This window comes from Kribbella alba (assembly GCF_039529635.1).
GTDB lineage: Bacteria > Actinomycetota > Actinomycetes > Propionibacteriales > Kribbellaceae > Kribbella > Kribbella alba.
This window is the reverse complement of record NZ_BAAANE010000004.1, coordinates 192,764-215,384: the sequence shown is the minus strand read 5'-3', so window position 1 is coordinate 215,384 and position 22,621 is coordinate 192,764. Positions and strand designations below refer to the sequence as shown.

24 protein-coding genes and 1 pseudogene are annotated in these 22,621 nt (G+C 66.9%); 9 read left to right on the top strand and 16 right to left on the bottom strand.

The window, feature by feature from the left end; all coding sequences use genetic code 11:
• Window positions 1-519, top strand: a complete 519-nt coding sequence (locus ABD210_RS07715) for a MaoC family dehydratase (RefSeq protein ID WP_344110242.1) — start codon at window positions 1-3, stop codon at window positions 517-519.
• On the opposite strand, the gene ABD210_RS07710 is transcribed toward ABD210_RS07715, so the two are convergent.
• From ABD210_RS07710 to ABD210_RS07695, 4 genes are read right to left on the bottom strand one after another with little or no spacing between them, the layout of a single operon-like run.
• Complete coding sequence (locus ABD210_RS07710; RefSeq protein WP_344110240.1) at window positions 516-1,814, bottom strand: alpha-L-fucosidase; 1,299 nt, start codon at window positions 1,812-1,814, stop codon at window positions 516-518. The two genes, ABD210_RS07715 and ABD210_RS07710, sit on opposite strands and share 4 nt — an antisense overlap.
• Complete coding sequence (locus tag ABD210_RS07705) at window positions 1,811-2,671, bottom strand: carbohydrate ABC transporter permease (RefSeq protein WP_344110238.1); 861 nt, start codon at window positions 2,669-2,671, stop codon at window positions 1,811-1,813. The genes ABD210_RS07710 and ABD210_RS07705 overlap by 4 nt, the downstream gene beginning before the upstream one ends.
• The gene (locus ABD210_RS07700) at window positions 2,661-3,611 is read right to left on the bottom strand and encodes a carbohydrate ABC transporter permease (protein WP_344110237.1); all 951 of its coding nucleotides are present in this window, start codon (window positions 3,609-3,611) and stop codon (window positions 2,661-2,663) included. Before ABD210_RS07700 ends, ABD210_RS07705 begins: the two co-directional genes overlap by 11 nt.
• Window positions 3,611-4,879, bottom strand: a complete 1,269-nt coding sequence (locus ABD210_RS07695) for an ABC transporter substrate-binding protein (protein WP_344110236.1) — start codon at window positions 4,877-4,879, stop codon at window positions 3,611-3,613. The genes ABD210_RS07700 and ABD210_RS07695 overlap by 1 nt, the downstream gene beginning before the upstream one ends.
• A gap of 242 nt (window positions 4,880-5,121) precedes the next feature.
• On the opposite strand from ABD210_RS07695, the gene ABD210_RS07690 reads away from it, so the two are divergent.
• The gene (locus ABD210_RS07690; RefSeq protein ID WP_344110235.1) at window positions 5,122-5,883 is read left to right on the top strand and encodes a FadR/GntR family transcriptional regulator; all 762 of its coding nucleotides are present in this window, start codon (window positions 5,122-5,124) and stop codon (window positions 5,881-5,883) included.
• Here the strand turns inward: ABD210_RS07690 and ABD210_RS07685 are convergent.
• Genes ABD210_RS07685 through ABD210_RS07660 form a run of 6 tightly spaced genes read right to left on the bottom strand, consistent with a single transcriptional unit; the run spans window position 5,789 to window position 13,350 of the window.
• Window positions 5,789-7,606 carry a GH39 family glycosyl hydrolase gene (locus ABD210_RS07685; RefSeq protein WP_344110233.1) on the bottom strand — a complete coding sequence of 606 codons (1,818 nt, stop codon included), beginning with the start codon at window positions 7,604-7,606 and terminating at the stop codon, window positions 5,789-5,791. The two genes, ABD210_RS07690 and ABD210_RS07685, sit on opposite strands and share 95 nt — an antisense overlap.
• A gap of 44 nt (window positions 7,607-7,650) precedes the next feature.
• Window positions 7,651-9,213 (bottom strand): glucoamylase family protein, encoded by a 1,563-nt coding sequence (locus tag ABD210_RS07680; RefSeq protein WP_344110232.1) that lies wholly within the window; start codon window positions 9,211-9,213, stop codon window positions 7,651-7,653.
• A 31-nt stretch (window positions 9,214-9,244) separates the two neighbouring features.
• Window positions 9,245-10,057 carry a carbohydrate ABC transporter permease gene (locus ABD210_RS07675; protein ID WP_344110231.1) on the bottom strand — a complete coding sequence of 271 codons (813 nt, stop codon included), beginning with the start codon at window positions 10,055-10,057 and terminating at the stop codon, window positions 9,245-9,247.
• Window positions 10,054-11,004 (bottom strand): carbohydrate ABC transporter permease, encoded by a 951-nt coding sequence (locus tag ABD210_RS07670; protein ID WP_344110230.1) that lies wholly within the window; start codon window positions 11,002-11,004, stop codon window positions 10,054-10,056. Before ABD210_RS07670 ends, ABD210_RS07675 begins: the two co-directional genes overlap by 4 nt.
• 6 nt (window positions 11,005-11,010) lie before the next feature.
• On the bottom strand, window positions 11,011-12,306 hold the full coding sequence (locus ABD210_RS07665; protein WP_344110229.1) for a sugar ABC transporter substrate-binding protein: 1,296 nt from the start codon (window positions 12,304-12,306) through the stop codon (window positions 11,011-11,013).
• A 9-nt stretch (window positions 12,307-12,315) separates the two neighbouring features.
• Complete coding sequence (locus ABD210_RS07660) at window positions 12,316-13,350, bottom strand: LacI family DNA-binding transcriptional regulator (RefSeq protein WP_344110228.1); 1,035 nt, start codon at window positions 13,348-13,350, stop codon at window positions 12,316-12,318.
• A gap of 93 nt (window positions 13,351-13,443) precedes the next feature.
• Between ABD210_RS07660 and ABD210_RS07655 the strand changes: the two genes are divergently transcribed.
• The gene (locus tag ABD210_RS07655; protein ID WP_344110227.1) at window positions 13,444-14,031 is read left to right on the top strand and encodes a histidine phosphatase family protein; all 588 of its coding nucleotides are present in this window, start codon (window positions 13,444-13,446) and stop codon (window positions 14,029-14,031) included.
• Here the strand turns inward: ABD210_RS07655 and ABD210_RS07650 are convergent.
• Window positions 14,028-14,405 (bottom strand): GNAT family N-acetyltransferase, encoded by a 378-nt coding sequence (locus ABD210_RS07650; protein WP_344110225.1) that lies wholly within the window; start codon window positions 14,403-14,405, stop codon window positions 14,028-14,030. The genes ABD210_RS07655 and ABD210_RS07650 overlap by 4 nt on opposite strands.
• Before the next feature lie 262 nt (window positions 14,406-14,667).
• On the bottom strand, window positions 14,668-15,072 hold the full coding sequence (locus ABD210_RS07645) for an NUDIX hydrolase (RefSeq protein ID WP_344110224.1): 405 nt from the start codon (window positions 15,070-15,072) through the stop codon (window positions 14,668-14,670).
• An 81-nt stretch (window positions 15,073-15,153) separates the two neighbouring features.
• Between ABD210_RS07645 and ABD210_RS07640 the strand changes: the two genes are divergently transcribed.
• Genes ABD210_RS07640 through ABD210_RS07630 form a run of 3 tightly spaced genes read left to right on the top strand, consistent with a single transcriptional unit; the run spans window position 15,154 to window position 17,511 of the window.
• On the top strand, window positions 15,154-16,035 hold the full coding sequence (locus ABD210_RS07640; protein WP_344110222.1) for a PHP domain-containing protein: 882 nt from the start codon (window positions 15,154-15,156) through the stop codon (window positions 16,033-16,035).
• Window positions 16,032-16,649, top strand: a complete 618-nt coding sequence (locus ABD210_RS07635; protein ID WP_344110221.1) for a MarC family protein — start codon at window positions 16,032-16,034, stop codon at window positions 16,647-16,649. The genes ABD210_RS07640 and ABD210_RS07635 overlap by 4 nt, the downstream gene beginning before the upstream one ends.
• A 1-nt stretch (window position 16,650) precedes the next feature.
• Window positions 16,651-17,511, top strand: a complete 861-nt coding sequence (locus tag ABD210_RS07630; RefSeq protein WP_344110220.1) for a RecB family exonuclease — start codon at window positions 16,651-16,653, stop codon at window positions 17,509-17,511.
• A gap of 180 nt (window positions 17,512-17,691) precedes the next feature.
• On the opposite strand, the gene ABD210_RS07625 is transcribed toward ABD210_RS07630, so the two are convergent.
• Complete coding sequence (locus tag ABD210_RS07625) at window positions 17,692-17,829, bottom strand: hypothetical protein (protein ID WP_344110219.1); 138 nt, start codon at window positions 17,827-17,829, stop codon at window positions 17,692-17,694.
• 131 nt (window positions 17,830-17,960) lie between these two features.
• Here ABD210_RS07625 and ABD210_RS07620 point away from each other — a divergent pair, with 131 nt between their 5' ends.
• Genes ABD210_RS07620 through ABD210_RS07610 form a run of 3 tightly spaced genes read left to right on the top strand, consistent with a single transcriptional unit; the run spans window position 17,961 to window position 20,527 of the window.
• Entirely contained in the window at window positions 17,961-18,758 is a 798-nt protein-coding gene (locus tag ABD210_RS07620) for an ABC transporter permease (RefSeq protein ID WP_344110217.1), read from the top strand.
• On the top strand, window positions 18,751-19,566 hold the full coding sequence (locus ABD210_RS07615) for an ABC transporter permease (RefSeq protein WP_344110215.1): 816 nt from the start codon (window positions 18,751-18,753) through the stop codon (window positions 19,564-19,566). Before ABD210_RS07620 ends, ABD210_RS07615 begins: the two co-directional genes overlap by 8 nt.
• A 1-nt stretch (window position 19,567) precedes the next feature.
• Entirely contained in the window at window positions 19,568-20,527 is a 960-nt protein-coding gene (locus tag ABD210_RS07610) for an ABC transporter ATP-binding protein (protein WP_344110213.1), read from the top strand.
• Here ABD210_RS07610 and ABD210_RS07605 read toward each other — a convergent pair whose 3' ends face one another.
• From ABD210_RS07605 to ABD210_RS07595, 3 genes and pseudogenes are all read right to left on the bottom strand, one after another.
• Window positions 20,528-20,788: a hypothetical protein gene (locus ABD210_RS07605; protein ID WP_344110212.1), complete on the bottom strand. Its 261-nt coding sequence runs from the start codon at window positions 20,786-20,788 to the stop codon at window positions 20,528-20,530.
• Between the two features lie 50 nt (window positions 20,789-20,838).
• Window positions 20,839-21,663, bottom strand: a complete 825-nt coding sequence (locus ABD210_RS07600) for a hypothetical protein (protein WP_344110210.1) — start codon at window positions 21,661-21,663, stop codon at window positions 20,839-20,841.
• Window positions 21,664-21,839: 176 nt separating this feature from the next.
• A pseudogene (locus ABD210_RS07595) lies at window positions 21,840-22,621 on the bottom strand (hypothetical protein); the annotation flags it as partial.

Genomic DNA, 22,621 nt, shown 5'->3' with positions numbered 1-22,621 from the left:
ATGCAGTTCGGGCGCAGCTATGAAGAGTTCGAGGTCGGGGCGATCTACAAGCACTGGCCCGGCAAGACGGTGACCGAGTATGACGACCACCTGTTCTGCCTGCTCACCATGAACCACCACCCGCTGCACCTGGACGCGCACTACGCCGGTGAGACGACCCAGTTCGGCAAGAACGTTGTGGTCGGCAATTACATCTACTCGATCCTGCTCGGCATGTCGGTACCCGACGTGAGCGGCAAGGCGATCGCGAACCTGGAGGTCGAGTCGCTGCGACACATCGCACCGACCTTCCACGGTGACACGATCTACGGCGAGACCATGGTGCTGGACAAGTGGGAGTCGAAGTCCAAGGACGATCGCGGCGTCGTCTATGTGGAGACCAAGGGCTACAAGCAGGACGGGACCGTAGTCTGCCTGTTCAGGCGCAAGGTGATGGTCCCGAAGAACTCCTACCTCGGGGCCCGCGGCGGCGAGCAGCCCGGCCGGCCTGTTCCGGTCGAGCCGCCCGCCAAGGCCTAGTCGAGGAACAGTTCGATCACCGGCACCAGGACGTCAGGGCGCTGGATCGGCAGTTCGAGGGTGAGCGTGCCCGGCGGCAGCCCGCCCATGGTGGTGTTCTGCGCCGTCTGCTCGGGATCACTGACCGTACGCCGGACCTCCGACGCGTCGTGCAGGAACTGCGCATAGCGCACCTTGTCCGCCATTCCGGGGAGGTGCAGGTGATGCATCGGCCAGGAGAACACGTGCAGGTAAAGGCGATTGCCGCGCTGCGTGTAGCGGCAGTCCTGCGGCGGAGCGAGTTCGCTGGGACCGCAGCCGTGCACCGACCTGCTGTGCAGGCGGGTCCAGCGACCGATCTCGGCCAGGGTCTCCACCGCGCGCGGGTCGAACTCGCCCCGCCCGGTCGGACCCACGTTGAGCAGCAGGTTGCCGTCCTTGGAGACCGAGTCGATCAGCATCCGCACCAGCAGCTCCGGTGACTTCCAGTCCAGGTTGTCGCGGTCGTAACCCCAACTGCCGTTGAGCGTCTGGCACGCCTCCCAGAGCACCGGCTTGCCGTCGCGCATCATCGGGCCGCTCGGCTGGTACTGCTCCGGGGTGACGAAATCCCCGGGGATGTCCAGCCGGTCGTTGATCAGGATGCCCGGCTGCAACTCCCGGACCATCGCCATCAGTTCCTCGGACCGCCAGTCGTCCTTCCCCTTGCCGCTCGGCGTCCCGTCGTCGAACGGGCGACCGGGATAGGAGAAGTCGAACCACATGATGTCGATCGTCCCGTAGCGGGTCAGCAGTTCGCGGACCTGCGCGTGCAGATAGTCCGCGTACACCTGGGTGTCCCGCCCGGCGGACTTGGCCCTCGCCTCGAGATCGTCTCGCTGTGGATGGAAGGTGTCGACCGGGAACTCCGGGTGGTGCCAGTCGATCAGCGAGTGGTAGAACCCGACCCCGAGGCCCTCGGCCCGGCAGGCCTCGACGAACGGGCCGACGAGGTCCTTGCCCCAGGGGGTCCGCGCCACCGTGTAGTCGGAGACGTCGGAGTCCCACAAGCAGAAGCCCTCGTGGTGCTTGGTCGTCAGTACGGCGTACCGCATGCCGGCCTCGCGAGCGGCACGGGCCCAGGCGCGCGGGTCGTACAGGTCGGGCTCGAAGTGGTCGAAGTACGGCTGGTAGTCCTCGTCGGTGAGCCGCTCGCGGTTCTTCACCCACTCATGCCGCGCGGGCAGCGAGTACAGACCCCAGTGCACGAAGAGCCCGAACCGCCAGTCCCGGAAGCGCTCTGACATGGCAACACTCCTTGATTTCGTTGGGTTCACCGGCCGCCCAGGCCGGTGACGAGCAGACCGCGAACGAGGTGCTTCTGCAGCAGGATGACCAGCAGCACAGTGGGCAGCATGGCCAGCACCGAGGCAGCCATCATGAGGTTCCACTGGGTGCCTTGCTGGCCGACGAACTGGGCGAGTCCGAGCGGCACCGTGCCCTTGTCCTCGACGCTGTTGATGATGATCAGGGGCCACAGGAAGCTGCCCCAGAAGCTGATGAAGGTGAAGACGGTCAGGACGGCGAGCGCCGGCCTGGCCAGCGGCAGCATGATCCGGAAGAACGAACCGAACGGCCCGCACCCGTCGACCCGGGCGGCCTCCTCCAGCTCGGCCGGAACGGTGAGGAAGAACTGCCGGAGCAGGAAGGTGCCGAAGGCGGTGAAGGCCCACGGGAAGATCAGGGCCCAGTAGCTGTCGACCCAGCCGAGGGACTGCATCAGCCAGTACATCGGCACGATCAGCACTTCCTGCGGCACCATCAGCGTGCCGAGGAAAACGACGAACAGTTGATCGCGGCCGGCGAACCGCAACCGCGCGAACGCATAGGCCGACAGGCTCGATGCGGCGACCACCACGAGCGTTCCGACCACCGCGACGAAGATGCTGTTGAGGAAGTAGCGGCCGAACGGCGCGAACTTGAAGGCGTCCGCGTAGTTCTGCCAGCGGAGCTCGGAGCCGAACAGGTGCGGCGCTGGGGTGAACACCTCGTCGGCAGGTTTCAGCGACGTGGAAACGGCGTACAGCAAAGGCCCGAGGAAGACGATCGCGACGATGATCAGCAGAGTGTGCGAGATCCCGCTGCGCACCTTGCTGGCAACGCTGTTGGTGTCAGACGTCCCTCTAAACGTCATAGTGCACCCACCGCTTCTGGCCGACGAACTGGATCGCGGTGATGCCCATGATGATCACGAACAGCACCCAGCCCGCCGCCGACGCGAGGCCCATGCTCAGGAACTGCCAGCCCTGGTTGTAGACGTACATGACGATGGTCTGGGTGGACACGCCCGGACCACCCTGGGTCAGGATGAACGGCTGTGCGAACACCTGGAACGAGGTGATCAGCGTGAGCGTGGTGGCGAAGAAGATCGACGGTGTGATCATCGGCCAGGTCACGTACCGGAACCGCTGGAAGACGCCGGCTCCGTCGATCGAAGCGGACTCCAGCTGTGACTGTGGCACCTGGTCGAGCGCCGCGGAGAAGACGAGGAAGTTGTATCCGAAACCCTGCCAGATCGACATAGCCACGATCGCCGGCATCGCCCAACTGGACGAGCCGAGGAAATTCGGGGCATGGACGCCGAACAGGCTCTGCGCACCGGTGTCCAACAGGCCACCCGGTTGGAAGAGCAACCGCCAGACCATCACGTTCGCCACCATCGGCGTCATCACCGGGATGAAGAACAGCACCCGGAATGCCTGCCGGCCCTTGATCCGCGGCGACAGCCAGACTGCCAGCCCGAGCGAGATGACCAGGTTCAGCGGCACATAGAGCACCACGAACAGCGTGGTGTTCAGCACCACCCGGCGGAACACCGGGTCGTGCAGCAGGTGCGAGTAGTTGTCGATGCCGAGGAACTTGCGCTCGCCGAACACCGGCCAGTCGAACAGACTGATCCCCAAAGCCATCGCGGTCGGGAAAAGCGTGAACAGGGCCAGGCCGATCACGCTCGGGCCCAGGAAGATCCCGGCGGCCCGGCCGTCCCGGCGCAGCGCGGGCCGCGGGCCCGCCGGGGGACTGCCCGGCGGGACACGCTCCGGCGGAGCCACGGTCGTAGTGTTCGTGGTGCCCATCAGGACCCAGCGCCCGCCTGGTCCTGGATGGTCTTCAGCGCCTGGTCGGGCGGGACCTCGCCGTTCAGCGCCTGGGTCCCGAACCTGGTGAGCAGGTCGGCCACCTTGACCCAGTTCTTCGAGGTGACCAGTGGCACCGAGTGCTCGGAGGCGTAGTCCAGCGTCTCCTTCGCCCCGTCGATCCCGGCGGCGGTGAACCAGGTCGGGTGCGCCGCGGTACGCGCCGGGTACGCCCGGCCGGCCGCGGCCAGCGTGGTCAGCGGCTTCTCGCTGGTCATCGACATGATCGCCTGGAAGGCGGCGTCCGGCGTCTTGCAGGACCGGGAGATGCCGAAACCGGAGCCGGCGGTGTACGTCTTGGAGCCGTCCGGACCGGCCGGGATCGGCGCGATGCCGAGCTTGAACTTGACCTTGCCCTTGGTATCGATCAGCGACCACGGCCCGTTCAGTTCCATCGCGGCCTTGCCGGAGCTGAACTGCGTGGTTTCGAAGTCGGGGTTGCCGGACGGCACCTGCGGCGCGATCTTGTCGGTCCGGACGAAGTCGGTGTACCCGGAGAAGCCCTGCTGGAACTTCGGGTCGGTGAAGGCGAGCTTGCCGTCGGCGATCGGTTCCGCGCCGGTCAGGGTCCGCACCCAGGACGTCACGCCCAGGTCGCCGGGTGCAGTCACCAGGCCGTACCGCCCGCCGGTGGTGAGCTTCTTCGCTGCCGCGTTGAAGTCGTCCATCGTCCAGCCCGGCTTCGGCTCGGCCACCCCGGCCGCGGTGAACGCGTCGCGGTTGTAGAAGATCACCATCGGGCCGGAGTCGTACGGGATCGCGATCTGCTTCCCGTCCACCTTCAGGCCGTCCATGATCGGCTTGTCGAAGTCCTCGGCCTTCAGGCCGTACTTCGTCATCAGGTCGTCGAGCGGAAGCATCGCGCCCGCGTACGACGCGGTCCGCAGGCTCTGCATGCCGATGATGCACGGCGCTTTCCCGCTGGCCAGCAGGGTGCCGATCTTCGCCCAGTAGTTGTCCCAGCTGGTCCCTTGGAGTTTGACGGTGATGCCGGCGTGATCGGCGTGCGCCTGGTCCGAGACCTTCTGCCAGGCGGCCTGGTCCTCGGACCCGGCGACCCAGAACTGGAAGACCAGGTCGGCCTTGTCCGCCGATCCTGACCCCCCGCTACCGCCGTTGCCACCTCCGCACGCGGAGAGGACCCCCATCGCCAGCGCCGCAACGACGGCGACCAGCCGCCGGCCGGTCCGCACTCGTGTTCCGTTCATCCTGACCTCCACGGACAGAGTTGATTCATCCGATCTATAGGCGCTTGTCCCGACATGCGTCAATATCTCGTGACCTATGAAAGTTCCCATCCAAATACCGCCACGGCCGGAATGATCGCTGCGATTTGAGGCAATAGCATCCTGTAGCGGGCCCTCAGGACCTCGGAGTACGGCGTGTTCTCGACGTCTGGACCGCCTGTGCCTACTGTGATAGACATCCGATGTATCTGGGAGGTGAAGCGATGCGCGTCACCGATGAGGCAATCGACCGGATCAAGCAGATGATCGTCGCCGGCGAACTGCGCCCGGGGGATCGACTACCCCGTGAGGCCGACCTCGCGGCACACCTCGGGTTGTCCCGCAGTTCGCTGCGCGAGGCGGTGAAGGCGCTCGCCCTGATCCGGGTCCTCGACGTACGCCAAGGTGACGGGACCTACGTGACGAGCCTGGATCCCACCCTCCTGCTGGAGACGATGGGCTTCGTGCTGGATCTGCACCAGGACGCCTCGGTGCTCGAGTTCTTCGAGGTACGACGGATCCTCGAGCCGGCCGCCGCGGCCCGGGCAGCGGTCCGGATGAGCAACGGCCAGGTGGCAGTGCTCCGGAAGTTGCTGGACGAGCTCGGGCCGGAGCCGCCCGTGGAGGCCCTACTGGCCAACGATGTCGAGTTCCACCGGCTGATCGCGGTCGGCAGCGGCAACCGGGCGCTGGCGTCGATCATCGACAGCCTGCGGCAGCCGACCTACCGGGCCCGGATCTGGCGTGGCCTGACCCAGTCCGACGCCGTCGCGCGAACGGTCGCGGAGCACCGCGCGATCCTGGACGCGATCGCCGGCCGTGAACCGGACGTGGCCAGGTCGTGGGCGACGGTCCACATCGCCGGCGTCGAAAGGTGGATCCAGGAGGCGGTCAGTCTCGACCCGGCTGGATCTCCAGCAGAATCGCGGACGGCATCGGCAGGGTCAGCTCGAGTGCCGAGCCGTTCCACTCCAGCGGACTTCTGACCAGCCGGCTCCGCTCGCCGAGTGCGCGCCATTGCTCCTCCGACTCGGGCCAATCCCCGATCCCCAGGTCGGCTGCGGCCGCCACAATGTCACCCGTACCGGTGGCCAGAGTTGTGGCCGTCACCCGCCACGACGGATCGACACCCGGCACTTCCAGTCGCACAATCCTGGTGAGGTCTGGGGAGCCATTGGCTTTCGTCTGGTCGAGGGTGAGGTTCCAGAGCAGCACCGCGACGCGGTCCCGGTCGCGTGACGCCCATGCCTCGACCAGACTGCCGCCGCCGTCACCATCGAGCGTCACCGGCAGCTCGACCGGTCCGAGTCGGCTCAGCATCGACAGCGCGTGGAATCGCGGTTTGGGGAGCCCCCCGACGGTTTGCAGGCCGAAGCCGCCGTGCAACAACCGGGGCGGCCGCCCCAGCTCCTCGAAGTGGTCCGACGCGACCCAATAGGCCAGCGCATCCACCCGCCCGGCGGCCGATCGCATTCCGCGCAGCACAAACACGCCCGAGAACACCGAGTCGCTGATCGGGTTGAAGTGCGTCGGCGTGACTCCCCACTCCGTCCACAGGATCCGCGCCTCGCTGAACCCATGCCGGTCCAGCGACGCCTGGACGTCGAGGGGCGGGCTGCCGTAGGTATGGGTGGAGACGAAGTCCACCGGCGACCCCACCGACGCGGCGTGCGCGAGCAGATCGTCGACCCACCCGGCCGCGGCCGACGACGGACCACCGACCGCCAGCCGGGGATCGACGGACTTCACCGCCGCCGCGGTCACGTCGTACAGGTGCATCCACTCGGCCTTGGTGCCGGACCAGAAGACCGAGAGGTTGGCCTCGTTCCAGACCTCGAAGTCCCAGGTCAGCACCTCGTCGAGGCCATAGCGATCGACCAGGTGTGACACGAGCGCCCGCACCAACGAGCCCCAGCGGTCCCAGGATTTCGGCGGCGAGATGATCGCGCCGTACTCGAAGACCGTCCTGGTCGGGTCCGAGGCGAGATCCCTGGGCATGAACCCGAGCTCCACGACGGGCCTGAGGCCGATCCCGAGCACCTTGTCGTAGATCGCGTCGACGACGCTGAAGTCGTGGACCGGCGACCCGTCCTGCTCGGTGTAGACGCGGGTGTCGTCGTGGAAGATCGCGTGCGCACGGACCGTCCGGACGCCGATCTCGTCGTGCATCCGGCGCAACGCGTCCTCGAGTTCGATGCCGATCTCCCGGCCGCCGCTGCGGTCCTTGCAGAGCAACTGGCTGAGGCGTTCGCTCCCGATCATCGGCACCCAGGGCTTGTGCAGCTCGGTGCCCTCGGCAACGGCATCCACCGTCACCTGCACAGTCGGAGGATTGCCGTCGGCAACCAGCGCGGCAGCTCTCACCGACGCGCCCGGCCGACCTTGCACGGTCACCTCGGGCACACTCGCCACCGCATAGCTGTACTCCGTACCCGCCGTGCAGGTGGTGTCGACATACGGCGGCGACGGGACCGACAGGACGTCACCACTGTGATGGTCGACCGGTTCCAGCGACTCGTCGTCCAGCCCACGCAGGATCACGTAACCGACTGCGCCCGGCACCGGTGACCAGTCGATCGTGACGTGCCCGACCCCACCGACCGCCGTCACCAGCTTGGGCGGATCCAGGTCCGGGAACTCCAGATCGCGTGACTCGTCGCCCCGGACCGCGATCCGCTCGTCCCACTCGGTCTTCGCGTCACTCTGCATACGGAAACTCCCAAATCGTTTTTCGGCCGCAACGGAACGGGTGATCACTCGAGGCCGGAGGAGAACTGCTCCATGGCGATCAGCGGGCGGACCCGCTTGACGACGTCACCGACGGCGAAGTTACGCCGGATCACGTCGTTCGCGAACACGTTGCCGATGGCACCCATCACCATCGCCTGGTCCAGCGACAGGTAGCGCTTCGCGATCAGGCCGGACTTCACCGCGACGGAGTCGTAGAACCCGCCACCGCCGTACGCGCGCAGGTTCGACTCGATCCGCGACAGGTTCACAAGGGCCTGCCGGGGCGCGTACTGCATCGCGAGGAAGGCGGCGTGCGGCGTCACCACTCCATCGCCGTACGTCGGGTTGGGGTTCGTGCCTGGCCGGCATCCCTCGAAGCCCTTGTCGTAGTTCGTCGCCTCCAGGTCGGAGGGGTAGCCGCCCGGGTCCATCCCGATCGCGTCCACGCCGTACACGGAGTACCCACCCCTCGGGTTGCTCGCCGGCGAGAACCCCCAGTAGCCGTACTTCGCGTCGTCCAGCCCGTGCTCGATGTGCGCCCGGACAGTCAGCGGGTGGTTCAATCCCCAACTGCGCGGCGCCCAGGTCGCCTCCGGCACGAACAGGTCCGGCATCAGCGCCTCGAACATGTCGCCGCCCCACGACGGCACGATCCGCATCCCGCGGTAGGAGAACGTGCCCTCGAAGACGTCGATGCCGAGGTAGGTCCGGTGCACGCCGACCGCCTTCTGCTCCAGCCACGACCAGTCGCACGAGTCGGGGAACACCCGCTGCGTCGCGAAGAAGTGCGCCGGCGGGATCTCCCCCCGGGCGATGCCGATGTACGACGCGATGCGGGGCTCGGTGTTGCAGGTGTCGTAGTGGAACTTCCGGTAGTACACATCCGGACCGGTGCCGGCATGGTTGCCCTTGTCGGTCGCCTCGTCCGGTGGTGGCGTCTCGAAGAACCCGCCGCGCAGGAGTCCGGCGGCAACGCCCGGACGGGCGGCCGGGTTGTAGTAGTAGGCGAAATTCATCTTGTCCAGCAGGGAATCCGCCAACCCGCGAGCACGCGGCTCGGCGTTGCGGACCACCATCAGTGCGGCGGCGAACCACCCGTTGTCCACGCTGGACACGAACGGCGTGATCGCCCTGGTCCCATCAGGATCGACGTGCAGGACCTCACCTGTCGCCTCGTCGTACCAGTTGAAGTACATGCCGCTCGGGTCGTGATGGTCCACCCGCGACATCGTGGTGAGCGTCTGGGTGATCCGGCGCAACGACTCCTGCGGCGAGATGATCCCGAGCTCACGCGCGACGACCGTGCTCCACAGGTAGCCGCCGATGTTCGTGGGGGAGGTGTACTTGCTGCGCACCGGGTTGCTGACGGATTCGCCGATGTTGTCGGCGGGCAGGCCGGTCTTCTCGTCCGTCATGGCGACCAGGCTGCGCCAGGTGTCCCGCGCCCAGCGAGCGGCGAGCGCGCGGTCCTGGCGACTCGGTCGCCAGGGCGTCGCGGCGTACGAGGTGCTGCCGACCGCTGTGCCTGCGACAGCTACAGCGGATCCGGCGGCGAGAAGTGTGCGTCGGCTGATGTTGGCGGTCATCTGAGCCTCCAGTGGGCTATTGCTGCGGTTGTCATTTCAGGCCGGTGACGGCGATGCCCTTGGTGACGTGGCGCTGGAAGGCCAGGAACATCACCAGCACCGGTACGACGACCACGACCGCGCCGGCCATCAGCAGGCCGTAGTGCTGCGCGTTCTGTCCGGTCGAGTACAGCGCCAGGGCGACGGGCAGGGTGTACTTGTCCTCGGTCTGGGCGATCACCAGCGGCCAGAGGAAGTTGTTCCACGAGCCGAGGAAGGTGAGGATCCCGAGCGTGGCCAGCGCTGGGCGCGTCAAGGGCAGCATGATCCGGGCGAAGATGCCCAGTTCACTGGTGCCGTCCACCCGGCCGGCGTCCATCAGGTCGTCCGGCAGCCCGGAGAAGAACTGCCGCATCAGGAAGACGCCGAACGGCGACACCAGGAACGGCAGGATCAAGCCGGGGTAGCTGTTCTGCAGGCCGGCGTTGGTGACGAGGACGAAGAGCGGCACGAAGGTGACCATGCCGGGCACCATCAACGTGCCCATCACCAGCACGAACAGCGGCGTCCTGCCGCGGAACCGCAGCTTCGCCAGCGCGTAGCCGAGCATCGAGCAGAACGTCAGGTTCCCGGCCGTGACCACCAGCGCGACGATGGTCGAGTTGAGGAAGTAGCGCGGGAAGTTGGCCTTGCTGAACAGCTCCTCGTAGTTGGCCGTGGTCGGTGCCTGGGGCAACCAGGTCGGCGGCACCCGGAGCAGCTCGCCGTCGGTCTTGAACGATCCGAGCAGCATCCAGACGAACGGCGCCGCGACCGCGATCAACCCCAGTACTGCGATCAGGTAGATCCACCAGCGGCGCATCATTTCTCCCTCAGCACCTTGAACTGGATGAAGGTCAGCACCGCGATGACGACGAACAGGATGTAGCTCATCGACGCGGCCAGCGAGTAGTTGCCGAAGCCGAACTGCTGGTAGGTGTACATCGACACCGAGATCGTGCTGTTCAGCGGGCCGCCCTGGGTCATCACGAACGGCTCCTCGAAGAACTGCAGGTAGCCGATCCCCGTGGTCACGCTGGTGAAGAGCACGGCCGGCCGGAGCAACGGCAGGATCAGGTACCGGAACCGTTGCCAGGAGCTGGCACCGTCCAGCTGGCCGGCCTCCTCGACGGTCTGCGGGATGCCCTGCAGACCGGCGAGGAAGATGATCATCGCGGAGCCGAAATTGCGCCAGACCGCCATCATGATCAGCGACGGCATCGCCCAGGTCTTCGACGCGAGCCAGTTCGGCCCGTCGATGCCGACCCAGCCGAGCACCGTGTTCAGCAGACCGGAGTCGGGCGCGAGCACGAACCGCCAGATCACCGCGACCGCGACGATCGACGTCACCACCGGCAGGTAGTAGCCCACCCGGAACAGGCTCTGGAACTTCTTCACACCCTTGTCCAGCAGGACCGCTGCGGCCAGGGCCGCGACCAGGGTCAACGGGACGCCGACCACCACGAAGTACGCCGTGTTGAACGCGGCCTTGCGAAACGTCTCGTCGGACAACGCCTTCGCGTAGTTGTCGAGCCCGACTCCGTTCACCGCGAACGGGGTCCGCAGGTCCCGCTGCTTCATGTCGGTGAAGCTCATCCCGAACGAACCCAGCACCGGCCCCGCCGTGAAGGCGAGGAACAGGGCAACGAAGGGAAGCGCGAGGATCCACGCGGCGGCGGTCTGGTGGTTGAGCGAGCCACCGCGGCGCCGCGCCGGTGGCCGGTCGGCCGGGCGGGTCCGCCCGGCCGCTTTCTGGAGCGTGGCGGAGGACATCCTGGATCAGCTACCGGTCCCGATCGAGGTGGCCTTGGCCTGGATCGCCTTCGCGGTGTCGGCCGGCGACTGGCCGGCCTTGGCCATCTTCTCCACCTCGGCATCGAAGGCGGTGGCGACCTGCTCCCAGTTCACGATCGCCGGCGGCGCCTTGGCGTCTTCGAGCTGCTTGCCGAACACCGGCAGCAACGGGTCACTCGCGATGCTCGGGTCCTGCCACGCGGTCTTCATCGCCGGCAGATCCGCGGACAACTTGAACCAGTCGGCCTGCGTCTTGGCGTCCGACAGGAACTTGACCAGCTTCCAGGCGCTGTCCTTGTTCTTGCCGTTCTTGAACACGACGAAGTTGCTGCCGCCGACGAAGGACGTGGCCGTCTTGTTCTTCGGCAGCTGGAAGACGCCGATGTTCGGCTTGATCTTGTCGCCGCCGACCTTGGCCACCGACCCGACCATCCACGGCCCGGAGATGAACATCGGCACCTGACCGCTGACGAACTGCGCCTCGGTCTGGTTGGGCGGCAGGTCCGTGCCGGCCAGCTTCTCGGTGAAGAAGCTCTGGTAGTACTTCAACCCCTCCTGCATCTCCGGAGTGTCCAAGGTGAACTCCTTGTCACCGTCCTTGGTGATGGACGCGCCCGCGGACCAGGCGAACGGCATCACCGTCTGCCAGGACCCGGTGCCGCCCGGCTGCAGATTGATGCCGTACTTCGCGCCGGCCTTCTCCTTCATCGCCTTCGCCATCGCCTTCAGGCCGTCCCAGTCGGTCGGCGGCGTGCTGACTCCCGCCTTGGCCGCGAGGTCCTTGCGGTAGAAGACCAGCCGCGTCTCGACGTACCAGGGGACGCCGTAGCTGGTGCCGCCGACCTTGGTGGTGTCCAGTGCGCCCGGGAAGAAGCCGGCCGTGTCGATACCGCTCGGGGTCGGGTCAAGAGCTCCGAGGTCGGCGAACTCGCCCATCCAGGTGGTGCCGACCATCGCCGCGTCCGGCAGCGACTGGGCGGTGATCGCGGTGGTGAACTTGTTGTGCGCGGCGTCCCAGGGGATCGGGGTGACCGTCACCTTGACGCCTGGATTGGCTTGTTCGAAGGACTTGGTCAGCTTGGGCAGGTTCTCGCCCTCGGTGCCCATCGCCCAGACTGTGAGGTTGCCGGTGGCCGGTCCCTCGGCGACGCTGGTCGTTGCCTGGGGCGCTGAATTGGCGGAGTCCTTGGAGGACCGGCCGCAGCCGGTCAATGCGAGGGCAGTCGCGGTGATTGCCGCACCGCCGATCACCAGTCGGCGGCGGGTGGTCTGGGTGATCATGCTGTCTCCTCAGTCGGTTACTGCTGTCACTGCTTCCCCCGGTCCGGTGCCGCAGCTGCTCCGCAGCACAAGCTGTGTTGCCAGTACGTCGTTCCGCGCCCGGGTGCGTTCCCCGGTGATGCGTTCGTGCAGTCTTTGGGCAGCCAGCCGGCCGAGCTCCGCCATCGGCTGCCGCACGGTAGTCAGCCCCGGCGACACGTAGCGAGCCGCCATCACGTCGTCCCATCCCGTCACGACGATGTCTCCAGGTACTGCGACGCCTGCCGCGCGAAGGGTCTTCAGCGCGGCCAGCGCGAGCTCGTCGTTCGCACAGACCAGGCTGTCCGGCCTTTTAGTTGCGCTGAGCAACTTCTGGGCCACCTCGGTGCCGGCTTCCTCGGTCAGCGGGACGCGCTCGGGCTCCGGTGGTTCGAGGTTGCGGTTGCGCAGGGCGGCGGAGAACCCCGCGTACCGCTCGGACACGTCGTACGAGCTGGCGGGGTCGCCGACGAAGAGCAGGTTCTCCCGTCCGTGGTCGAGCAGACGGGTGGTCAGTTGCTCGGCGCTGCCGGCGCTCTCACTGCGGACGGAGTCGCAGCCGATGACCGGGGGATGGGCGATCAGCACCACGGGCACCCTCGCCTTGCGCATGCCCTGGACCGCTGCAAGATCGAGTGCGTTGCCGTGGACAACTATTCCGTCGACCCGGCTGGCCAGGTCGCGCAGGCTCCGGCTGTGGTCCTCGCCCTTGGTGACAGTGATGATCACGCTCTGGCCGTGCTCGCCGGCCCAGCGCTCGTACCCCATCAGCAGGTCGCCGTAGAACGGGCCGGCCAGGTCGGGCAACACGAGCCCGTGCGCCTCGTGGCGTTGCACCGCGAGGCTGCGGGCGGCTCGCAGCGGAACGTAGTTCAGCTCGTGTGCCGCCTGGTCGACCCTGGTCCGGGCCCGCTCCGACACCGGGCCGGTCCCTTGCAGGACACGCGAAACCGTCGCGATCGACAGCTTCGCCAAAGCGGCGACGTCGTAGATCGTCGCGGGCCGGCTGGTCGGTCCGGAGGGCATCGGGTGGATCCTCCATCGAAAGTGGAAGCGCTTACAGTTTTCGACCCTGCCTTGTCCGGACCCGATCAGTCAAGAGTCTGCGACGATGAACCGGTGACCACACACGGGCAGTCAGGCGAACGGAAGGACCAGCTCTGGCTGGTCCGGCATGGTGAGACCGAGTGGAGCAAGTCGGGTCGGCATACGTCGAGAACCGACCTGCCGCTGACTGCGGAAGGTGAGCGGGTCGCGGCCTCACTGAAGGAGCGGTTGGCCGGGCACGAGTTCGACCTGGTGCTGACCAGTCCCCGGCAGCGCGCCCGGCGCACGGCCGAGCTCGCCGGCTTCCCGGACGCCGTGGTGGACGAGGATCTGGTCGAGTGGGACTACGGCGACTACGAAGGCATCACCACCGCTGAGATCCGCAAGACAGTGCCTGGCTGGACGGTCTGGGACGATCCCGTACCCAACGGCGAAACGCCGGCCCAGGTGGCGGCCCGGCTGGATCGCGTCATCGCCCGGATCGCCGCCGTCGACGGGGACGTGCTGGTCTTCGGTCATTCACACGCACTGCGCGGTCTCACCGCCCGCTGGCTAGAGCTGGATGTCACGGAAGGTCGCCACTTCGTCCTCGACACCGCCACCATCTCCACCCTCGGCTGGGAACGAGGTTCTCCCGCCATCCACCACTGGAACTGCTAGGTCCACTCGTAAAGCTCGATCGTGCAGTACTCGCGGAACCCGAGCCCGGCGTACACGGACCGCCCCGCCGCCGACGACCCCAGTACGCCGTACTGGATCCCCGAGTCCCGTGCTTCCCGGAGGGCGGCGAGCGTGATCGCGGCGCCGATCCCGCGACGCCGCGCCTCCGGGACCGTCATTACGAAGTACACCCCCGCAACCCCACCGCCGAGGTAGATCGTGGCCGTCGCAACCGGTTCACCGTCCAGCAGTCCGAGGTAGTGCCGCCACGGATCGGCATATCCCTCGCGCCGGAAGACCTCTTCGACCCACCGCGCCTTTTTCTCGCCCTCCCCGAACCCGCGAGCCAATGTCCCCGCCCAGGCCGCGAGCACCTCATCGCTGTCAACCCGCGCGATGCGCAGTTCCCGTGGCGAGGTGAGTCCGCGATCACCTCGTCCGCTTCCTCGCCGGAGAGGTCAGCCGCGACAACCGCATTGTGATAGTCGATCGGCGAGCCACCTATGGTCCACCGCACCCTGCCATCCGCCCGCTGCGAGCCGCCTCCCGCCGCACCCATCCTCATCAGCAACTCAGCAGCGTTGCCCTCTATCGCCCGCGCCAGCCCGGTCTCGTCCATGCGTCCAGCGGCCGCGTTCAGCTCGGGAGAGCGTTCCACTGGGCCAGGGTGGAGGCGAGGAGCGTCGTGGTCGGGAGGTTGTCGAACTCCTCGCGGCTGACGAACTTCGCGTCCGAGGCGTCGTCGCCGGCCTCGAGTACGCCGCTGATCGCTTCCGCTTGGTAGTCACGGATGACATAGAGCTGCCCGTTCGGGCCGTCCCGCTCGACCTCGCCGACCAACTCCCCGACCTGAACCTCGAGACCGGTCTCCTCCGCGACTTCCCGGGCCACAGCGGTCGGATCATCCTCGCCCGGCTCGACGCGACCCCCCGGGATCGCCCAGAGTCCACGCCCGGGCTGGTTCGCCCGGCGAACCACCAGCAGGCGGCGCTCATCGTCGTACACGAGAGCACCGACACAGTCGACCCGCAGCTCCTCCATGTGGAGAACCGTAAGGCGCTGAGGGTACTCACGGATAGCATCACTGCTGACAGTTGTCCAGAGAAGGGATCCCGATCGCTCGTGCGCATCGACCTGCACACCCATTCGAACCGCTCGGACGGCACCGATCCGGTCGACGTCCTGATCGCACATGCGAAGCGGGACGGCCTGGACGTGATCGCGCTCACCGATCACGACACGGCCGACGGCTGGGCCGAGGGTCGGCGGGCGGCTGAGGAGCTCAGGATCGGCTTCGTGCCGGGGATCGAGATCTCCTGCAAGCTGAACGGCATCAGCGTGCACCTGCTCGGCTACCTCCCGGATCCGTCGTACGAGCCGCTGGCCCGCGAGCTCGCGACGGTCCGTGACGGCCGGACGGATCGGATCCCGTCCATCGTGGCCCGGCTGAACGGCATGGGGGTCGACCTGACCGTGGACGAGGTGCTCGCCCAGGCGACCGGCACCCCCTCGGTCGGCAGGCCGCACGTGGCCGACGCGCTCGTCGCCAAAGGCACGGTCGCGGACCGGACCGAGGCGTTCAACCGGTTCCTGGCGGACGGACGCCCAGGGCACGTGTCCCACTACGCGATCGAACCTGGCCGGGCGATCGACTACGTCCGCGCGGCCGGCGGCGTACCGGTGATCGCCCACCCCTGGGGCCGGTCCAGCTACAAGGTGATGACCGAGGACACGATCGCGCGGCTGGTGGCCGACCACGGCCTGGCCGGGATCGAGGTGGACCACCAGGACCATTCACCTGAGTCGCGGGTCGCGCTGCGCGCCATCGCCAAGAAGCTCGGCATCATCTACACCGGGTCCAGCGACCATCACGGCGCCGGGAAGATCGACCACGAGCTGGGCGTGAACAGCACCGAGCCTGAGCAGTTCGAGGCGCTGCTCGAGGTCGCCAAGGTCAACGCCGCGGCCAGCGAGGCGACGGTCCCCGAGGCCTACCTGCCGTGAACAGTGTCATCAACCTGTCCCTGCTCAGCTCGGTCTTCGTCACTCTGTTCGTCATCATGGACCCGCCTGGCACGGTGCCGGTCTTCATCTCGTTGACCGCCGGCCAGTCCCGCGCGGTCCGGAAGAAGGCGGCCTGGCAGGCCGTGCTGGTCGCGTTCGGCGTGATCGTGGTGTTCGCAGCCTTCGGTCAGCAGATCCTGTCCCACCTCGGCATCACCCTGCCGGCCCTCCAATGCGCGGGCGGTCTACTGCTCCTGCTGATCGCGCTGCAGTTGCTGACCGACACCGCCGAGGACCCGGTCCAGACCAAGAACGTGAACATCGCCTTCGTTCCGCTCGGTACGCCGTTGCTCGCGGGCCCGGGTGCGATCGTCGCCACCATGGTCTTCGTGCAGCGGGCGGGCGGCTCGCTGCCGGACGTGGTCGCCATCTCGGTCGGGATCGTGCTGATCCACCTGGTGATGTGGCTGACGTTGCGCTTCTCCGGCGTGATCATGCGAGTGCTGGGGGAGAACGGCGTCCTGCTGGTCACCCGGATCGCCGGTCTGTTGCTGAGCGCGATCGCCGTCCAGTTGGTCGCCGACGCGGTCACCGACTTCATCAAGGCCGGCTGACATGAACGAGATGCTGCCGGGCATGCCGACCGAGTTGTTCGTCGCGACGCCGACGAAGCTCCTGAACTTCGCGGATTGCAAGCGGAAATACCGGTACACGTACCTCGAAACCCCACGCCCGCCGAAGGGACCACCGTGGGCGCACAACACCGTCGGCGCCGTGGTGCACGAGGTGCTCGCAGACTTCTACGGCCGCTGGCCCGCGCCGCGCCGTACGCCGGACGAGGTGGTCGGCAAGATGCGGTCAAGCTGGCGGCAAGAGGGTTTCCGGGACGAGCAACAGTCGGCCAGCTGGCGGGAGCGCTCCACCGACATGGTCCTGGGCTACCTCCGCGATTCCGACCCGTACTACGAACCGCTCGCCGTGGAACGCACTGTTGCCTTCACCACGGAGCGAGCCAGCCTCCGCGGCCGCGTGGACCGGATCGACGAGCGTGCTGACCAGCTCGTGATCGTCGACTACAAGACCGGGCGGCGTCCGCTGACCAGCACGGATGCCAGGTCCTCACTCGCGATGGCCCTCTACGTACTCGGCGCGCGCCGGGTGCTCCACCGCGCCTGCACGCGGGTCGAGCTGCACCACCTGCCGACCAACACGATCGCGGCCGCTGACCACGACGACCAGTCGCTGGCCCACCACCAGCGCCGGGCCGAGTCCATCGCCGATGACGCGGCCGCCGCTGAGACACGCTGGCACGAGGGACTGACCCTCGCCGAGGCCGACGAGGTCTTCCCACCTGAGCCGTCACCACTGTGCGGTTGGTGCGACTTCGCCCGAATCTGTCCCCAAGGCCGCCGAGTCGCTCCACCCCGCGATCCTTGGGCCGGCCTGGACGACTCGGACATCGCCGAAGCCGGCTGACACAGGCGTGCCAGCGCCGTGGGCGCGGGATATCAGCGGCGCTGGACAAGGTGGGGTCACCGAATGATGCCGACCAGGGGTGACCGATGACTGCCAAGACCGTGAACAAGCTGGCTGTTCCGGGGGCGACGCTGCACTACGAGGTGGCCGGATCAGGGCCGCCGACTACACCGTGCTCGCCTACGACCAGCGCGGCAACTCGAGGAGCCCGTTCGCGGGGGAGCCGTCGGACGAGCGGCGGCCGGGGTGGATTCGGCCGCGCACCTGCCCGCCCAGCAGGCAGAGCTCAGCGGATAGGAGTTGACGCTCAGCCGACACCCGGCGTACCGTCGCTTTCCTTCCCTTGACAACGGCACGTTCTTCGTGTCGCCACAGTGGTGTCCGAACCCCCCGGGTCCTGACGGATCCGGGGTAGTTCTGCGTGCCCTGAATCGGAGAGGAGGTATCACGTGGGGGTGTACTGGGCGATCGCGGTGCGCTCGTTCCATCGGTTCTCGACATACCGGATCGCGACGTTGTCCGGCGCGTTCACCAATACCGTGTTCGGTTTCATCTTTTGCGGCGTCTACCTGACGCTGTGGGATGCCCGGCCCGGGCTCGGCGGGTACGACGTGTCCGACGCGCTTACGTTCGTCTGGCTGCAGCAGGGTTTGCTGATGCCGATCGGGATCTTCGGCGCGACCACCACGGTCGAGCTCGGGGAGCGGGTCCGGACCGGCGACATCGCGGTGGATCTTTACCGGCCGACCCAGCTGATGATCTGGTGGCTCTCGGTCGACGCCGGGCGGGCGGCGTTCCAGTTGCTGGCGCGTGGCGGATTCCCCCTGCTGGTCGGTGCGCTGGTGTTCGACCTGAACTTCCCGTCGTCGGGCGTGCAGTGGCTGGCTGTCGCGGTGGCGCTCGTCCTCGGCGTCCTGGTGAGCTTCGGGATCCGGTACCTCGTCGCGTTGTCGGGATTCTGGATCACGGACTCCCGGGGGCTTGAGAGTCTCGCGATGGTGTTGTCGCTGTTGTTCTCCGGGACGATCCTGCCGCTCGTCGTGTTTCCCGGCTGGATCGGTTCGGTCGCCAGGGCGACCCCCTGGGCGGCGACGATGCAGGTGCCGATCGACGTGTGGCTGGGGCGGAACCCGGGTGGCGTGACGTCGGCTCTGATGTTCCAGCTGTTCTGGATCGTCGTCCTGCTGCTGGCGGGGCATTTCGCAACCACCCTGGCGACCCGGAAGGTGGTGATCCAGGGTGGTTGACCTGCTGCGGAAGGCGCCCGCGCAGTACCGGATGCTCGTCATGATGTGGATCCGGTCGTCGCTGGCGTACCCGGCCTCGTTCGCGATGATGCTGGTGAGCTTCGTGTTCATCACCGGGACCGACTTCATCGCCGTGCTGCTGATGTTCAGCCACATCCGCTCTTTCGGTGGCTTCAACCTGGGCGAGATGGCGCTGCTTTACGGTACTGCGTCGATGACGCTCGGGCTGGCGGATCTCGCCACCGGTTCGATCGAGCGGATCGGGCAACGGATCCGGTCCGGCGAGCTGGACGTCTGGCTGATCCGGCCGGTGCCTGCGTTCATTCAGGCAGCGGCCGACAACTTCGCCCTGCGACGGCTCGGCCGCCCGTTGCAGGCCTTGGTCGTCCTTGTGATTGCCCTCGGCAACTTGACGATCGACTGGACCGTTGCCAAGGGCAGCTTGCTGGTGGTGTCGCTGCTCACCGGGTCGATCATCTTCGGTGCGATCTTCGTGCTGGGGGCGGCGTTCCAGTTCATCTCGATCGACTCCGCCGAGCTGACGAACTCGTTCACCTACGGCGGGCAGCAGCTCACGCAGTACCCGCTGTCCATCTTCGGCAGGAACATCGTCCGCGCCGTCACCTTCGTCGTCCCGCTGGCCTTCGTGAACTACTACCCAGTGCTGTATGTGCTGGGCAAACCGGCCCCCCTCGGGCTGCCATCCTGGATCGGCCTGCTGAGCCCTGTGGTCGCTGTCGCCATGATCGCGTTGGCGTCGCTGGCCTGGCGTGGCGGTCTTCGTCGTTATCGCAGCACAGGGAGTTGAGATGCCAGTTATCGAGCTGGAGAACGTGTCCCGCGCCTTCACGGTGTCCACGCGGACCGGTTTGCGGCGTACTCGTCGTGAGGTCCGCGCGGTGGATGACCTGTCCTTCACCGTCGAGCCCGGCGAGGTGATGGGTTACATCGGCCCGAATGGCGCGGGCAAGTCCACCACCATCAAGATGCTCACCGGGATCCTCGTGCCCACCGGCGGCTCGATCCGGGTGGCGGGGGTGGACCCGTCGCGCCACCGGATGAAGCTCGCCAGACGGATCGGCGTCGTCTTCGGCCAGCGGACCACCCTGTGGTGGGACCTGCCGTTGAAGGACTCCTTCGCCGTCCTGCAGAAGATGTACGACGTACCGCGCGCGCGTCATGCCGAGAACCTGGCCACCTTCGTGGAACTGCTCGACCTCGGCGACCTCCTCGACGTACCGGTGCGGCAGCTCTCCCTCGGTCAGCGGATGCGCGGTGACATCGCGGCGGCCCTGCTGCACGACCCGGAGATCGTCTACCTGGACGAGCCGACGATCGGGCTCGACATCATCAGCAAGGCCCGGCTCCGGGAATTCCTTGCCCAGGTCAACAAGGACCGCCGAACCACGATCATCCTGACCACCCACGACCTCGACGACATCGAGGCCCTCTGCTCACGGGTGATGGTGATCGACCACGGCCACCAGGTCTTCGACGGCACCCTGGCCGGCCTCCGCGCCAGCCAGTCCGCGCCGCGCACCCTGGTCGTCGACCTGGCGACCTCGCTCCCACCTATCACCATCGAAGGCGCCACCGTGGTGAAGGTAGACGGCCCCCGCCAGCACCTCTCCTTCCCCGCCACCACCTCCGCAGCCCCACTGGTCGCCCAGATCGCGGCCACCTACCCCCTCGTAGATCTCTCCGTGGCCGAACCCACCATCGAATCCATCATCGCCCGCCTCTATGCCACCACCCCAACCACCGCCTGACTAGGAGAGATCGGCAGCAAGGAGGGCGAACACGACATCCGCCCCCAGCGCCTCCCGATCCTCCCGCCACCCTTGCACCGAGTCCCGTGCCTGTTCCTCGTCGACCGTCCCGACACCTGCCCCGATCAGCCGCCGCGCGTCCCCGATCCCGATCTCGGTGTACTCAGCCTCATTGAGCATGAAGTAGTCATCCCGCACGCCTTCATTGCGATGAAACTTCCCGGTGTTCGAGACGTACGTCCACACGTCCTCATCAATCACAGCAGCGACCCACACATCCCGCCCCCCTTCACTAACCAGAAACAGCCGAGTCATCTCGAGATCCCATCCTTAGAAATGCCGTTCGATCGTTGCGGCGGCGTTGGTGTCTGGGCTAGCGCCGCTTCGCCGTTCTTCAATTGCGGCACTGGCTGCCGGCGTCTCATACCGTAACTTCTGGTCGATACGGCAACGCCACCGAGCATGGTGAGTTCGTCGATGTCAGCCGGTCGTCTCATCTGGTCGGACATCGCGATACAGGCCTCGCGGGCGGCGTTGCGGCTGGCTCGGTCCTGACGTGGATCGCGTTCGATCTCGTAGTGCGGCGTGGAGCGTGTCTTGACCGCGATCGACTCGCGAGAGTGGATCTGCAGTTCGATGAGCTCGCCACGGCTTCGGAGGAAGAGATGCAATCCCTTGTACCTGCTGCCGTCTACGTAGGAGTGATGCGCAGAGTCCATCGCCCAGCCCTTCGACTGTAGGTGCTCGCAGGCGTCCACAGCTGTCTTCACGAGATCGTCAGGCTCGGCGGCGACGATCGTATAGCGGAGAACGTCCTCGAGCGGGTGCTGAGCGAACTGAGTGCCCTGCAGTTTGCGGACCTTTCGGGCGAGCGACTGGGGAGACTTCAGCCGGTTCTCCAGTTGATAGGTGACCGTCCCCGGCTGAACCGACGCCAATAGGTCCTCTGTGAGCTCAGGCTCGACGGCAGCCGCCCGCTCGATCATTGCGAGACCGCGCTCTGCTGCCTCGATTCCGAACTCAGCCGCGATCTCCTTCTTGGATGGCATTGGGTCGCCCCAATCGACAGCACGATGGTTGTTGACGCGGGCGTAGAGCACAGCTGGCTCGGGCAATGATTCCAGGTTGGGCGGCATCAGATCCCCTGTCGGTCGGTCATCCTTCGACCGTAGTCAGCGCAATGGGTGTTGTGGGGTGGTCTTCAGAATCTGTGGATATCCGGATGACTGGCGCGCCCCACCGGTCGAACAGCTGAGCCGACGGCCGCGGCTTCGTCACGTCCTGAGCGCGTGCGCGGCCTCCAGCGCAGTTGCTAGTCGTCGTTGGTGATGGGGTGGGTGCCGGTGTGGTCGACGCGGAATTTGTAGCCGTGTTTGGTGGTCCATTCGAGGGCGTGGTCGTTCAGGGTGCGGACTTTCCAGCCGCTGTGGGTTTTGATGCGGTGGCTGAGGCGGCCTTGGGGTCGCAGGTTGCTGGTGCTGGTTTGTCCCGGGGGTCCGGTCGGGTCGAACGGGATGACGTGGTCGAGGTCGGTGCTGGTGGTGGTTTCGAGGGTGCCGTAGGGGAATTGCTCGACGGGGTAGGTGAGTTTGATGCGTTCCCGGATCCGGTGCGGGATTTCGTAGGCGTTGACGCTGACGTGGTCGTTCAGGTCGATGACGGGCTGGACGGTGATCTGGTCGTGGCCGAGCAGTTCGGCGAGTTTGGCGGCGTACACGGGCCCGAAGGCTTCGACGCGCGCGGTTCCTGCACCGGCGAGCAGGGTCTCGTCGGTGATGTGGACATACAGCTTGATCCGCCCGGGTCTACGCCCACCGGACCCACCACCACCACCACCGCCGCTGCCACCACCACCGCTGCTGCTGCTCATGTTGGTGTCGGCAGCGTGTTTGATCGCGGCCAGTTTCGCGGCCAGGTCCTGGCGTGCGGCGGTGTCCAGCCCGTAGACGATCTGTTCGGCGGTCCCGGTCCGGGTGCCGGTGCCGGCGCGGGTGTGGGTGTGGGGTCGGCGTGGGGGTGGGTCGAGTGGGTGGGCGGGGTGGCTGGGGTGGGGGGTGTCGCGGTCGGCTTCGGTGTGGGGGCCGGGTTCGTCGG

What these genes read in the sequence shown, in the direction of transcription:
- ABD210_RS07670 (WP_344110230.1), bottom strand. Translation starts at nt 11,004, where the DNA reads ATGTCCTCCGCCACGCTCCAGAAAGCGGCCGGGCGGACCCGCCCGGCC.
- ABD210_RS07600 (WP_344110210.1), bottom strand. Translation starts at nt 21,663, where the DNA reads ATGCCGCCCAACCTGGAATCATTGCCCGAGCCAGCTGTGCTCTACGCC.
- ABD210_RS07630 (WP_344110220.1), top strand. Translation starts at nt 16,651, where the DNA reads ATGAACGAGATGCTGCCGGGCATGCCGACCGAGTTGTTCGTCGCGACG.
- ABD210_RS07645 (WP_344110224.1), bottom strand. Translation starts at nt 15,072, where the DNA reads ATGGAGGAGCTGCGGGTCGACTGTGTCGGTGCTCTCGTGTACGACGAT.
- ABD210_RS07665 (WP_344110229.1), bottom strand. Translation starts at nt 12,306, where the DNA reads ATGATCACCCAGACCACCCGCCGCCGACTGGTGATCGGCGGTGCGGCA.
- ABD210_RS07690 (WP_344110235.1), top strand. Translation starts at nt 5,122, where the DNA reads ATGCGCGTCACCGATGAGGCAATCGACCGGATCAAGCAGATGATCGTC.
- ABD210_RS07680 (WP_344110232.1), bottom strand. Translation starts at nt 9,213, where the DNA reads ATGACCGCCAACATCAGCCGACGCACACTTCTCGCCGCCGGATCCGCT.
- ABD210_RS07705 (WP_344110238.1), bottom strand. Translation starts at nt 2,671, where the DNA reads ATGACGTTTAGAGGGACGTCTGACACCAACAGCGTTGCCAGCAAGGTG.
- ABD210_RS07715 (WP_344110242.1), top strand. Translation starts at nt 1, where the DNA reads ATGCAGTTCGGGCGCAGCTATGAAGAGTTCGAGGTCGGGGCGATCTAC.
- ABD210_RS07700 (WP_344110237.1), bottom strand. Translation starts at nt 3,611, where the DNA reads ATGGGCACCACGAACACTACGACCGTGGCTCCGCCGGAGCGTGTCCCG.
- ABD210_RS07660 (WP_344110228.1), bottom strand. Translation starts at nt 13,350, where the DNA reads ATGCCCTCCGGACCGACCAGCCGGCCCGCGACGATCTACGACGTCGCC.
- ABD210_RS07685 (WP_344110233.1), bottom strand. Translation starts at nt 7,606, where the DNA reads ATGCAGAGTGACGCGAAGACCGAGTGGGACGAGCGGATCGCGGTCCGG.
- ABD210_RS07675 (WP_344110231.1), bottom strand. Translation starts at nt 10,057, where the DNA reads ATGATGCGCCGCTGGTGGATCTACCTGATCGCAGTACTGGGGTTGATC.
- ABD210_RS07695 (WP_344110236.1), bottom strand. Translation starts at nt 4,879, where the DNA reads ATGAACGGAACACGAGTGCGGACCGGCCGGCGGCTGGTCGCCGTCGTT.
- ABD210_RS07610 (WP_344110213.1), top strand. Translation starts at nt 19,568, where the DNA reads ATGCCAGTTATCGAGCTGGAGAACGTGTCCCGCGCCTTCACGGTGTCC.